Source organism: Burkholderia sp. 9120 (genome assembly GCF_000745015.1).
Lineage (GTDB): Bacteria > Pseudomonadota > Gammaproteobacteria > Burkholderiales > Burkholderiaceae > Paraburkholderia.
Map to the genome: position 1 here is coordinate 571,695 of NZ_JQNA01000001.1, position 12,018 is coordinate 583,712.

General features: G+C 62.9%; 12 protein-coding genes. 1 reads left to right on the forward strand and 11 read right to left on the reverse strand.

Translation table 11 applies throughout. From position 1 onward, the window contains the following. Nucleotides 1–21: 21 nt before the first annotated feature. The 4 genes from ispG to ndk form a co-directional block, all read right to left on the reverse strand. Entirely contained in the window at nucleotides 22–1,338 is a 1,317-nt protein-coding gene (ispG, locus tag FA94_RS02505; RefSeq protein WP_035546430.1) for a flavodoxin-dependent (E)-4-hydroxy-3-methylbut-2-enyl-diphosphate synthase, read from the reverse strand. Nucleotides 1,339–1,424: 86 nt separating this feature from the next. Next, nucleotides 1,425–2,540 (reverse strand): helix-turn-helix domain-containing protein, encoded by a 1,116-nt coding sequence (locus FA94_RS02510; protein ID WP_035546432.1) that lies wholly within the window; start codon nucleotides 2,538–2,540, stop codon nucleotides 1,425–1,427. Nucleotides 2,541–2,758: 218 nt separating this feature from the next. After that, nucleotides 2,759–3,910 (reverse strand): dual-specificity RNA methyltransferase RlmN, encoded by a 1,152-nt coding sequence (gene rlmN, locus FA94_RS02515; RefSeq protein WP_035546434.1) that lies wholly within the window; start codon nucleotides 3,908–3,910, stop codon nucleotides 2,759–2,761. A 161-nt stretch (nucleotides 3,911–4,071) separates the two neighbouring features. Further along, nucleotides 4,072–4,497, reverse strand: coding sequence for a nucleoside-diphosphate kinase (gene ndk / locus FA94_RS02520; RefSeq protein WP_035546436.1), 426 nt, complete (start codon nucleotides 4,495–4,497; stop codon nucleotides 4,072–4,074). A 314-nt stretch (nucleotides 4,498–4,811) separates the two neighbouring features. Between ndk and FA94_RS02525 the strand changes: the two genes are divergently transcribed. Beyond that, nucleotides 4,812–5,510 carry a Bax inhibitor-1/YccA family protein gene (locus FA94_RS02525; protein WP_007181342.1) on the forward strand — a complete coding sequence of 233 codons (699 nt, stop codon included), beginning with the start codon at nucleotides 4,812–4,814 and terminating at the stop codon, nucleotides 5,508–5,510. 114 nt (nucleotides 5,511–5,624) lie between these two features. Here FA94_RS02525 and FA94_RS02530 read toward each other — a convergent pair whose 3' ends face one another. From FA94_RS02530 to FA94_RS02560, 7 genes are all read right to left on the reverse strand, one after another. Next, nucleotides 5,625–6,398: an MBL fold metallo-hydrolase gene (locus FA94_RS02530; RefSeq protein WP_035546438.1), complete on the reverse strand. Its 774-nt coding sequence runs from the start codon at nucleotides 6,396–6,398 to the stop codon at nucleotides 5,625–5,627. A 7-nt stretch (nucleotides 6,399–6,405) separates the two neighbouring features. Beyond that, on the reverse strand, nucleotides 6,406–7,545 hold the full coding sequence (gene bamC / locus FA94_RS02535) for an NlpB/DapX family lipoprotein (protein WP_035546440.1): 1,140 nt from the start codon (nucleotides 7,543–7,545) through the stop codon (nucleotides 6,406–6,408). A gap of 130 nt (nucleotides 7,546–7,675) precedes the next feature. Next, nucleotides 7,676–8,602, reverse strand: a complete 927-nt coding sequence (dapA, locus tag FA94_RS02540; protein ID WP_035546441.1) for a 4-hydroxy-tetrahydrodipicolinate synthase — start codon at nucleotides 8,600–8,602, stop codon at nucleotides 7,676–7,678. Between the two features lie 43 nt (nucleotides 8,603–8,645). After that, nucleotides 8,646–9,245, reverse strand: a complete 600-nt coding sequence (locus tag FA94_RS02545; protein ID WP_035546443.1) for a class I SAM-dependent methyltransferase — start codon at nucleotides 9,243–9,245, stop codon at nucleotides 8,646–8,648. A 15-nt stretch (nucleotides 9,246–9,260) separates the two neighbouring features. After that, entirely contained in the window at nucleotides 9,261–10,463 is a 1,203-nt protein-coding gene (locus FA94_RS02550) for a tryptophan--tRNA ligase (protein WP_035546445.1), read from the reverse strand. 6 nt (nucleotides 10,464–10,469) lie between these two features. Continuing rightward, on the reverse strand, nucleotides 10,470–11,132 hold the full coding sequence (locus FA94_RS02555) for a site-2 protease family protein (protein WP_035546447.1): 663 nt from the start codon (nucleotides 11,130–11,132) through the stop codon (nucleotides 10,470–10,472). Between the two features lie 47 nt (nucleotides 11,133–11,179). Next, the gene (locus FA94_RS02560) at nucleotides 11,180–11,815 is read right to left on the reverse strand and encodes an L-threonylcarbamoyladenylate synthase (RefSeq protein ID WP_035546449.1); all 636 of its coding nucleotides are present in this window, start codon (nucleotides 11,813–11,815) and stop codon (nucleotides 11,180–11,182) included. Nucleotides 11,816–12,018: the final 203 nt, after the last annotated feature.

Below are 12,018 nucleotides of genomic sequence, written 5' to 3' on the forward strand. Positions count from 1 at the left end.
CTGTCTTTCGATAGCCGATATTTAGTTGAGTGCCTCGGCGCGGCCATAGCGGCGCTCGACGTAGTCACTCACGATTTGCTGGAATTCTTGCGCGATGTGCTCGCCGCGCAGCGTCTTGACCTTCTCGCCGTCGATAAACACCGGCGCGGCCGGGTTCTCACCCGAGCCCGGCAAGCTGATGCCGATATTGGCCTGCTTCGACTCGCCCGGACCATTGACGATGCAGCCCATCACCGCGACGTGCATCTTCTCGACGCCAGGATACTGGTCGCGCCACACCGGCATCTGCGTGCGCAGATAGGTCTGGATTTGCGACGCCAGCTCCTGGAACAGCGTGCTGGTAGTACGGCCGCAACCCGGGCACGCGATCACCATCGGCGTGAACGAGCGCAGACCCATGGTCTGCAGAATTTCCTGGCCGACGATCACTTCGCCGGTACGCGGGCCGCCCGGTTCCGGTGTCAGCGAGATCCGGATCGTGTCGCCGATACCTTGCTGCAACAGCACCGACAGCGCCGCCGTCGACGCGACGATACCTTTCGAGCCCATGCCCGCTTCCGTCAAGCCAAGATGCAGCGCGAAGTCGCAACGGCGCGCGAGTTCGCGATACACGGCGATCAGGTCCTGCACGCCGCTGACCTTGCACGACAGAATGATCTTGTTACGCGGCAGGCCGATTTCGACCGCGCGTTCGGCCGAGCCGATCGCCGACTGGATCAGCGCTTCGTACATCACGCTTTGCGCTTCCCACGGCGTGGAACGTGCCGCGTTTTCGTCCATCATTTTCGCGAGCAGGTCCTGGTCGAGACTGCCCCAATTGACGCCGATACGCACTGCCTTGTCGTACTTCGCCGCCGCTTCGATCATCTGCGCGAACTGCGTGTCGCGCTTCGCGCCGTGACCGACGTTGCCCGGATTGATCCGATACTTGGACAACGACTCCGCGCACCCGGGATAGTCGCGCAACAGCAAATGGCCGTTGTAATGGAAGTCGCCGACCAGCGGCACCGACACGCCCATGCGGTCGAGCTGCTCGCGCACGGCCGGCACGGCCGCAGCCGCTTCCGGCGTGTTCACCGTGATACGCACCAGTTCCGAACCGGCTTGCGCCAGCTCCTTGATCTGGATGGCTGTGCCGATTGCGTCCGCAGTGTCCGTGTTGGTCATGGACTGGACGCGCACGGGTGCGTCGCCACCGATCGTGACGATCTGCCCCCCCCAACGGACGTCGACCGCGTGCGACTTGCGCCGCGCCGCGTGGCCGCCGAACACCGGTTCATTGGAAACGATCTTGCTACTGGATTGGGATTGAGCTTCGGATTGCATCGAAAAACCCATTTACGCCGCATGCGCCACACAAAGACGTAGCGCCTGAATTGAAAAAGCGCCGCGGACCGGTTTGGCCGCGGCGCACACCGTATCTGTCAAGGCAACGCGAAGCGCGCCACGTTACCTTTAGCTGCCGAATATTTGGCCGGATCAACCGGTTGGCCGTCGAGCGTCAAAGACTCAAGACCGGCCTTGTTGCCCAGCGTGACCTTGAACGGCGCCACGCCCGTCACTTCTTTAGTGTCGCCCGCGTGGACGAGGCCGGAGAACACTTCCTTGCCGTCCTTGCCACGCACGCTGAACCAGCTATCTTGCGTCACGCGCAGTGCGACGATCGCCTCGCCGCCGCCCGCCGTGTCAACTGCCGCCGACGATGCGTCAGCAACGATCGCCGCCGGCGCGCTTGCAGCCGGTGCGACAACAGCCTCCGCCTGCGAAGCCGCCTTGGGTGCAGCCGCCGTTGCCGTCACGGCCGATGCCGACGACGGCGCGGCGCCCGTAGCCAACGGCGCGGGCATCGGCGTACCCGACGCTGCGCTGTCTGCCGCGGCTTGCGTGTCCGGTGCGGACGCCGCCTCTTCCGTCGTGGCGTCGGAACCCGCCGCCTGACTCTGTGCCACCGCGCCCGATGCACCGGTCGCGCCACCCGCGGCGCCATTCGCGCTCGCCTTCAACCGAGCAAGCCACACCGACGAATCGCCGCCGTTGGTATGCCACATGCCCAACGCGATCACCGCGACGATCACCGCCGCCACGCCCCATAACCACGAACGGCTCTTTTGCCCACTTCCGCCGAGCGACAGCGACACCTTGCCGCGCGGCAAATCTTTGCCCGAAGATGCAGGCATCGACAGGTCCGGCGCAGGCACACCCTTCTCGCGACGCAAGGCCTGCGTGAACGGCGTGGGATCGGCGCCCAGCATCTTCGCATAGCTGCGCACGACGCCGAGCGCGAAGGTCGTATCCGGCAAGTGGCTGATGTCGCCCGATTCGAGCGCACGCAACTTGACGACGGAGACTTTCAGACGCGCGGACACGTCCTCGATCGTCCAGCCTTTCGACTCACGCAACTGGGTCAAGCGCGCGCCAACTGCCGCCAACGAATCCAAGCCCGGCTGCACAACGGGCTGCACCACCGCCCGTGCGACCGGCGCCGGATGGCCTTCGTTCGTGTCTGTGTCCTGCGGCTGCGGGTGCTGCGGCTCACTCATCCCAAATCCTTTCGCGTCGATTCTTTTTAACTCGTGCCATTCGGACGGGCTCACGCCTCACGCCCGAATCGCAGACCGTTTATAACAAAATGTGCGGCCTTGTGTGCCGCTTCCGATCGCTTCTGCAAACTTTCTTTTCAATCGTGGGTGGCAAGGCCCCTGTCTGCACGTTCGAGGAAACACTCCACCGAACGCCGGCACCCTGCCCGCCCGAACGATTACACGGCCCGAACCTCGATAATCTTCGCCGCCTTCCCGGTGCGTTCAGCGAGGCGCGTACGGTCTTGCACCGCACCGGCCAACTGACCGCAGGCTGCGTCGATATCGTCGCCGCGTGTTTTGCGCACCGTGGTGACGACGCCCGCGTCCATCAACACTTGTGCAAACCGTTTGATCTGTTCCGGCTTCGAGCGGAAAAGGCCCGATTCGGGGAACGGATTGAACGGAATCAGATTGAACTTGCACGGGACGTCGCGCGTGACGGCCAGCAATTCGCGCGCTTGCGCCTCGCTGTCGTTCACACCGTCGAGCATGCAATATTCGAACGTAATAAAATCGCGCGGCGCGACTTTCAGATAGCGCTGACAAGCGGCCATCAGTTCGCGCAGCGGGTACTTCTTGTTCAGCGGCACCAGCATGTCGCGCAGCGGATCGCTCGGTGCGTGCAACGACACGGCGAGCGCTACCGGCAGATCGGCGCCGAGCCGGTCCATCATCGGCACGACGCCCGACGTGGACAGCGTGACGCGCCGGCGCGACAGGCCGTAAGCGTTGTCGTCGAGCATAAGGCGCATGGCCGGCACGACTGCGTCGTAGTTCAGCAGCGGCTCGCCCATACCCATCATCACGACGTTCGTGACGACGCGGTCGCCCTTGCCGTCACCACCCGTGGCGCGGCCGCCGTCCCCACCGCGCGTGGCGCGCAGCGCGAATTCGGCCATGCGTAACTGGCCGATGATTTCAGCGGTAGAGAGATTGCGGGAGAAACCCTGCTTGCCGGTCGAACAGAAACGGCAGTTGACCGCGCACCCGGCCTGCGACGATACGCACAACGTGCCGCGCGTTTCTTCCGGGATGTAGACGGTTTCGACCGCGTTGCTGTTGCCGACGTCGATCAGCCACTTGCGTGTGCCGTCGGTCGAAATATGGTCGCTGACGATGCCCGGCATCGAGATCGTGGCGCGCCCTTTGAGCTTTTCGCGCAAGGACTTCGCGAGATCGGTCATGCCGTCGAAGTCGGCAGCGTTGTACTGGTGAATCCAGCGCTGCAATTGCTTGGCGCGAAACGGCTTCTCGCCCAGGCTGTCGCAGTAAGCGACGAGCCCTTGGGCGTCGAGGTCGAGAAGGTTGACGGTGGAACTGCTCGTCATATCGAATCCTGCCATTTCAGTGCGAGACTACGTTCATGCAACAAGCTGCATGAACGCAATGCCGTTCGCGCCCATTCCTGCTGCTTTTACCTTACTACTTTGCCGGACGATTCGTGCGATAAATCAGTTTCGGCTGCACGGACCGCCCGCAACGGCAGGACTTAACGCGAGTAAACGTTCACTTGCGGGAAGAAGAAAGCGATTTCAACTGCTGCCGTTTCCGAAGCGTCCGAACCGTGCACCGCGTTAGCGTCGATGCTGTCGGCGAAATCGGCGCGGATCGTGCCCTTTTCTGCCTTCTTCGGGTCCGTTGCGCCCATCAGGTCACGGTGCTTCAGGATCGCGTTTTCGCCTTCCAGCGCTTGCACGACCACAGGGCCCGAAATCATGAAGTCGACGAGGTCCTTGAAGAACGGGCGTGCAGCGTGCACAGCGTAGAACTTCTCAGCGTCGGCGCGCGACAGATGAACCATGCGCGAAGCCACGATCTTCAGACCAGCGTTTTCGAAACGGCTGTAGATCTGGCCGATCACATTCTTGGCCACTGCGTCCGGCTTGATAATCGACAGGGTGCGTTCGATCGCCATAAAAACTCCAAAAAATTAAGAGGTTACAGATTCAAATGAATCCGCTATTGTAGCATGTTCCCGTGTATGATTGCGATTGAACCCTTACAGCATTGAAAGACTCCAGGCAGGAGTTTCCGAATACTGGTAGCGTTGGTCGTGCGGGTATTTTCTGGGCATTGAAACTCCCCGCCACGGCGCCAATCTTAGGATTGGGTACTTCGCGACCGGCGGCAAAAATCCCGCCTTCGCTGCACGACCGGCTGCAACCGCTGCACCGCCGTTACCACCGCTTCACAACCATACGCAACACGCTTCTGAGGTAAGGAGAGACCATGAACGATCATCCGTATAGCTTTGGCCGCAATGGCGCAGTCAGCACGGTCGAAACGCGTAACCGCGTGCTACGGAACACCTACTGGCTACTGGCGTTGTCCATGATTCCGACCGTGCTCGGCGCATGGGTTGGCCTCGCCACCGGCTTTTCACTGTTCGCGGCCACCAGCCCGGCCATGAGCATGCTGGCGTTCTTCGCGATCGCATTCGGCTTCATGTTTGCGATCCAGAAGACCAAAGACAGCGCGGCGGGCGTGTTCGTACTGCTCGGCTTCACGTTCTTTATGGGCCTGATGCTGTCGCGCATCCTGAGCTTCGTGCTCGGTTTTTCTAACGGCCCGTCGCTGATCATGCTCGCCTTCGGTGGCACTGGTGTGATCTTCGCGTCGATGGCGACCATCGCCACGGTCAGCAAGCGCGACTTTTCGGGTCTCGGCAAGTGGCTGTTCATGGGCGTGATCGTGCTGCTGCTGGCTTCGGTCGCGAACGTGTTCCTGCATCTGCCGGCGCTGATGCTCACCGTGTCCGTGCTGGCCATCGTGATCTTCTCGGCCTACATGCTGTTCGACGTCCAGCGCGTCGTGAACGGCGGTGAAACGAATTACATCACCGCCACGCTCGCGATCTACCTGGATCTGTACAACGTGTTCGTGAACCTGCTCGCGCTGCTCGGCATCTTCGGCGGCAACCGCAACTAAGTTTGACCCAGGGCGTGGCGCCTCAGGCGCCCGTCTTGAAGAAAAAGCCCATAACGAGCGATCGTTATGGGCTTTTTACTTTGCCGCATTGGTTGCGACGCTATCGGGTTGGCGCTACAGGCTCAACCACGCAAAGCCTTCGTCCTGTGTAGCGATCACCACTTCCGTCGGCGCCGCGCCAAGCACGCCGGCCATCGCGGCCTGCGCCAGTTCCGGCGAATTGTTCTGCTGGCTCAGATGCGCCGCGACCAGATGTCGCAAACGCGAGCGGTCGAGCGAAGCCAGGATTTCAGCCGCCGCCTCGTTGTTCAAATGCCCATGATTACCGCCGATGCGCGCCTTTAGCGACTGCGGATAGCGACTGCCCGCCAGCATCTGGACGTCGTGATTGCATTCGAGCACCAGCGCATCGCAACCGCTCAACACGGAGCTGATATGCGGCGTGGACGTGCCGACATCGGTCAATACGCCGAGCCGGCTCGCGCCGTTCGAGAGCACATACTGCAGCGGCTCGCGGGCGTCGTGAGGAACGGTATAGGGAAGGATGCTGAGGTCGCCGATTGCAACCGCTTCGTCGCCCCACAGCACCTGCAGGTCGATGTCCGCTTCGTCGGCGCCTACCGCACGGGCGGTGCCCCAGCTCATGTACAGCGGAATCGACCACTTGCGCGCCAGCGTCAGCGCGCCGCCAATGTGGTCACTGTGTTCATGCGTAATCAGAATGGCGTCGAGACCTTCGGCGCTCGCGCCAAGCCGGTTCAGACGCCGCTCGACTTCCTTGGCCGAAAAGCCGCAGTCGAGCAGCACGCGCGTGGTGGTCGCGCCGCTTTGCGCTTCCACCAGCAACGCATTTCCTTCACTACCGCTGCCGAGACTTGCGAACCTCACGGTCCGCTTAGTTCAGCTGCGCGTGGAGCAGCGTCACGATGCGCTGCGCGTCGGACGAATTGTCCACCTGACCGTTCGCATCCAGCACGGCCACCTGCGTCACCGCGTCGCCCTTCGAGCGTACGTTGACGAGGAATTCCTGACCCGGCTTCTTCGCCGAATTGCCGCTGTAGAACAGCTTGCCGAACAGGCCTTCTTTCTTCAATTCCTGCATCGAGTCGGCGTAGCGCACGTAGTAGATGCCCTTTGCGCGATCGCGGTTGTCGACAGCGAAGTTGGTGCGGTCGAGCGCAAGGCCCACACGCAGCCAGGCACGGTCAAACGACTCCGGCAGGTCGAGCGTCGACGTGCCCGCGCTCTGGTCGATCGTGGCCGGTGCGACAGCCGGACGCGCATCGGTCAGCAGTTGCTTCGACTGCGCTTCGGTCAGGCCGAACTTCTGCATCAGCTTGGTGAGGAACAGCGCTTCAAGCGCCGGGTCACGCGGACGCTCTTCCCAACGCGACGACGTCTTGTCCTGCCCCGTCAGCATTTCTTCCATCGCGCTGTGCGTGATCGAAATATCCGTGGTGTCCCCCGGTGCGCGCGACACGAGCGTGCGGAAGCTGTCGCGGGTACCCGACGAGTACGCGAAGTCGATCACCTTGCCGACCGTACGGCGGAACCAGTCGTCCGGAATATTGGCGCGGTTTTCCGCCCAGTCGGTCGTCATGATGCCGGTGGCCGGCGCGTCGGTTTTCAGCGCGAAGCCGTTTTCCTGCCAAAACTCCTGCAGTTGCGGCCACAGTTGTTCCGGCGAGCGGCCGTCGACCACCAGCCAGCGGCGATCGCCGTCGCGCTCGATATGCATGCCGAGCGGATCTTGCGCGCTCGGCTGACCTTCGGTGGCATTGCCCGCCGCCGTGATTGCGCGCGTCGGCGCGCCGCCCAGGGCCAGATTGGTCGGCGGCGCGACGTAGCGCTCGTCGGTCTTGGTGGTGCTGAGATCGTTCGGAACGGCGAGCGGCGGCGCGCTGCCGGCGCCCTTGTAGTTGACGCGGTCGGAAGCGAACCAGTCGTTCAGCGTGTCACAGCCGGCGAGCGTCACCAGGGCAAGCGCCAGCGCCGCCATGCGGGTTGCGTGGAGGGAAAGTGCGGAACGTTTCATGAGGTCCTTCGTGATGCTGGAACGCGGTGCCTGGTTCTGTGTGCAGGGAACGTGGGCTGGATCGACGTCGGTTAAGGGAGTGCCGGTAGCAGGCTTTCGTTGGCGCTGGTGGGTGCCGCGGTCGATCCGCTTAGCCCAACAGACCCGCTTCGCGCAGCGCGCCACGCACCACTTCGTGGTATTGCGCGTCGAGCGGCGTAAGCGGCAGGCGGATTCCGCCCTGCACACGACCCAATTGCTGCAACGCCCATTTCGCCGGAATCGGATTCGATTCGATGAACAGGTTCTTATGCAGCGACAGGAGTTTCAGATGAATTTCGCGCGCGGTCTTCGCGTCCGCGGCGAGCGCGGCCTTGCACAACTCGCTCATGGCGCGCGGTGCGACGTTCGCGGTGACCGAAATATTGCCGTGGCCGCCGAGCAGCATCAGCGCGATCGCGGTGGGATCGTCGCCGCTGTAGATGCCGAAGTGCGCGGGCGCCGACTTGATCAGATGCGCCGCGCGGTCGATGTTGCCGGTCGCTTCCTTCACACCGATGATGCCCGGCACCTGCGCGCAACGCAGAATCGTTTCGTTGCTCATGTCGGCAACGGTACGGCCCGGCACGTTGTACAGGATCACCGGCAGATCGACGGTTTCGGCGATCTTCGCGAAGTGGCGATAGATGCCTTCCTGAGTCGGCTTGTTGTAGTACGGCACGACCTGCAACGTAGCGTCCGCGCCGACGTCTTTGGCTTGCTGCGTGAGTTCGATGGCTTCGGTGGTGGAGTTGCCGCCCGAGCCCGCGATCACCGGAATCCGGCCCGCTGTGTGCTCGACCGCGGTTTTAACCATCAGCACGTGTTCTTCGACCGACAAGGTAGCCGACTCACCGCTCGTGCCGACCACGACGAGTGCATTGGTGCCCTCGGCGACGTGCCAATCGATCAGTTTGCGAAACGCCGGCAAATCGAGGCCGCCGTCTTCGAGCATCGGGGTAATGATGGCAGGAATGCTGCCGCGAATCTGCACGCTGTCGTTGCTGCCGTGGGTGCCGCTGTGATTGCCGTTAGTCATGAAACGCCATGAATTTGATCAGGTAAACCGCGATTGTAGCGGATTAGCCAGCCAACTCGTAACAAGGCGGGGGTGCCGCCTGCGCGGGGTCGGCTGAACGCTCCGCCTCCAGAATTGCGCAGATGCGCTGGACGTAAGCCGGGCGCGGCTGCGCGAGAAAACCGTCTTGAAAAGCGACGACCCGGAGCCGGCCGCGCACGACCTCGAGCAGCTCGCCGGGCACGAGTAGAAACGCCGGATTAGAGGGTTTGCCGACGCGTTCGTTTCCTTGCGCGAAGGTCTCGTAAACCAGTACGCCACCCGGTGCGAGCGCATCCAACAACTGCGGAAACAGTGCGCGATGCAGATAGTTGGTCACGATCACGGCGGCGAATTTCGCGTTGCCGGGTAACGGCCAGGCGGCGCCTTCGAGGTCGGCCACGAACGGCGTGATCAGCGGCGCGTCGCGCATCGTGTCGAGCGCGGCCGCGTCGCGATCGACGGCGGTCACCGGATGCCCCAGCGACGCAAAAAGCCGCGCATGCCGCCCCGCCCCCGACGCGACGTCGAGCACCGCGCCGCCCGCCGCGACCAGATGCGCCCAATGGCGCACCCAGCGCGACGGCTCGCCCAATCCATGCATGGCTGCGACGTGAGTGCTCATCGGTTCGATGCCCGCTCAGTTGTACGACAGACCCATCGCCTCACGGACGTCGCGCATCGTTTCCGCGGCGAATCGGCGGGCTTTGTCGCAGCCGTCGGCGACGATCGCGCGCAACAGCGACGGGTCGTCCATGTACTTCTGGGCGCGCTCGAGCATGGGTTGCTGTTCGCGCAGAATCCCTTCGATCACCGGCTGCTTGCACTCGAGACAACCAATGCCCGCCGTCCGGCAACCCTGCTCGACCCACTGGTGCGTGGTGTCGTTCGTGTAGACCTGGTGCAGTTGCCAGACCGGGCACTTGTCCGGATCGCCCGGATCGGTGCGGCGCACGCGGGCCGGGTCGGTCGGCATGGTGCGGACTTTCTTCGCAATGGTTTCCGCGTCTTCGCGCAAACCGATCGTGTTGCCGTACGACTTCGACATCTTCTGGCCGTCGAGGCCCGGCATACGCGACGCCTCGGTCAGCATGGCCTGCGGCTCGACGAGGATGATCTTGCGCGAGCCTTCGAGATAGCCGAACAGACGCTCGCGATCGCTCATCGACAGGCTCTGCGATTCCTGCAACATGGCGCGCGCCTGTTCGAGCGCTTCGTCGTCGCCTTCCTGCTGATACGCGTTGCGCAGCTCGTGATAGAGCTTGGAGCGCTTGCCGCCGAGCTTTTTCGCGGCCTCGTTGGCCTTCACTTCGAAGCCCGGTTCGCGGCCGTACAGATAGTTGAAACGGCGAGCGATTTCGCGCGTCATTTCGACGTGCGGCACCTGATCTTCACCGACCGGCACCAGCGAGCCGCGATACAGCAGAATGTCCGCCGCCATCAGCACCGGATAGCCGAGAAAGCCGTAGGTGGACAGGTCCTTGTCCTTCAGTTTCTCCTGCTGCTCCTTGTAGGTCGGCACGCGTTCGAGCCAGCCGAGCGGCGTGCTCATGCCCAGCAACAGCGCCAGTTCCGCGTGCTCGGGCACCTTGCTCTGGATGAACAGCGTAGCCTGCGCCGGATCGATGCCGGAAGCGAGCCAGTCGATCAGGACGTCCCACACGTTCTTCTCGATCACCTCGGGCGTTTCGTAGTGCGTGGTCAGCGCATGCCAGTCGACCACACAGAAGAAACACGGGTACTCGGATTGCAGCCGTACCCAGTTTTTCAGCACACCATGATAGTGGCCGAGGTGCAGCGATCCGGTGGGCCGCATGCCGGAAAAGATACGGTCTGGGAACATGGTTCTTTAAAAAAGCGAAACGAGTGGGGACATGATCGCCGTAATCGCGCCGTAGCCAATATTCACGAGCGGATTCAGCCAGTAGCGCGACAGCGTGCCCGTCATCACCAATGCCATCACGATGAAGAAACCGTACGGCTCGATTCGCGACAAGGCGATCGACTGGCGCGGCGGCAACAGCGCCAGCAGCACGCGGCCGCCGTCGAGCGGGGGCAGTGGGAACAGGTTCAGCACGCCGAGCACGAGGTTGAAATAGACACCGGCTTTCGCCATACCGATGAAAAACGCCTCGTCGACATTCAGACCGAGCAGCGTCACGAACACGATGTACCACACCAGCGCCTGCACGAAATTGCACGCCGGCCCCGCCGCCGCGACCCACAGACTGCCCCAGCGCGGATTGCGCAGATTGCCGAAGGCGACCGGCACCGGCTTCGCGTAGCCGAACATGAACGCACCGCTGGTGGCGAAATACAGCAGCAACGGAATCGCGATCGTGCCGAGCGGGTCGATGTGCCGCATCGGATTGATGGAGACGCGGCCGAGCACGTACGCGGTGTTGTCGCCGAGCCAGCGCGCGACGTAGCCATGCGCGGCCTCATGCAGCGTGATGGCGAAAATCACCGGCAGCGCGTACACCGCAATGGTTTGTATCAGGGAAGAATCCATAACTCGCTATTGTAACAACGCGCTGGCGGGCGTCTGTCCGCTTTCCATCATGCCGTTTCTTCGAGCCCGAACGGCGCGAGCGAGCCGCGCCCGGGCCGCACCAGCACCGGCGCCGCGCCGGTCAGGTCGATCACGGTCGACGGCTCGCAGATGCAGGGGCCGCCGTCGATCACCAGGTCCAGCTGTTTTTCCAGCCGCTCGCGGATTTCTTCCGGCTCGTTCAGCGGCTCGGTCTCGCCCGGCATGATCAGCGTGGAGCCGAGCAGCGGCTGGCCGAGTTCTTCGAGAATCGCCAGCGTGATCGCGTGATCCGGCACCCGCAGGCCAATGGTCTTGCGCGATGGGTGCGACAGGCGCCGCGGTACTTCTTTGGTGGCTTGCAGCACGAACACGTACGGACCCGGCGTCACCGATTTGATCAGCCGGTACTGGCGGTTGTCGACCATCGCGAAGTTCGCCAGTTCCGACAGGTCGCGCACCAGCAGCGACAGCAGTTGCTTTTCGTCGAGTCCGCGAATGCGGCGCAGACGCTCGACCGCGTCCTTGTCGTCGAGATGACAGGCAAGCGCGTAGCTCGAATCGGTCGGCAAGGCGACCACGCCGCCGTCTTTGATGATCTGCACGGCCTGTTTGACGAGGCGCGGCTGGGGATTGTCAGGATGAAGCCGGAAGTATTGGGACATGATCGCTAACTGTGGCTACTTGGGGACGCGCGGAATCCACGGGAACACGTCGTGGAAACCACGTTGGAAAGCGCGGCTGAGTTGCGAAATGCGGGTTGCAAGCGAAGGGCGGACTGAGGATCGGACGACCGCGCCGGCGGAGGAAGCGAACAGTGCAGCGAACAACGCAGTGAACAGCGCGGCGAACCGCGGAACCGGACGGC

Coding starts and splice junctions, on each gene's coding strand:
- FA94_RS02560 (WP_035546449.1), bottom strand. CDS start 11,815: ATGTCCCAATACTTCCGGCTTCATCCTGACAATCCCCAGCCGCGCCTC.
- rlmN (WP_035546434.1), bottom strand. CDS start 3,910: ATGACGAGCAGTTCCACCGTCAACCTTCTCGACCTCGACGCCCAAGGG.
- dapA (WP_035546441.1), bottom strand. CDS start 8,602: ATGACTAACGGCAATCACAGCGGCACCCACGGCAGCAACGACAGCGTG.
- FA94_RS02555 (WP_035546447.1), bottom strand. CDS start 11,132: ATGGATTCTTCCCTGATACAAACCATTGCGGTGTACGCGCTGCCGGTG.
- bamC (WP_035546440.1), bottom strand. CDS start 7,545: ATGAAACGTTCCGCACTTTCCCTCCACGCAACCCGCATGGCGGCGCTG.
- ispG (WP_035546430.1), bottom strand. CDS start 1,338: ATGGGTTTTTCGATGCAATCCGAAGCTCAATCCCAATCCAGTAGCAAG.
- FA94_RS02550 (WP_035546445.1), bottom strand. CDS start 10,463: ATGTTCCCAGACCGTATCTTTTCCGGCATGCGGCCCACCGGATCGCTG.
- FA94_RS02545 (WP_035546443.1), bottom strand. CDS start 9,245: ATGAGCACTCACGTCGCAGCCATGCATGGATTGGGCGAGCCGTCGCGC.
- ndk (WP_035546436.1), bottom strand. CDS start 4,497: ATGGCGATCGAACGCACCCTGTCGATTATCAAGCCGGACGCAGTGGCC.
- FA94_RS02525 (WP_007181342.1), top strand. CDS start 4,812: ATGAACGATCATCCGTATAGCTTTGGCCGCAATGGCGCAGTCAGCACG.
- FA94_RS02510 (WP_035546432.1), bottom strand. CDS start 2,540: ATGAGTGAGCCGCAGCACCCGCAGCCGCAGGACACAGACACGAACGAA.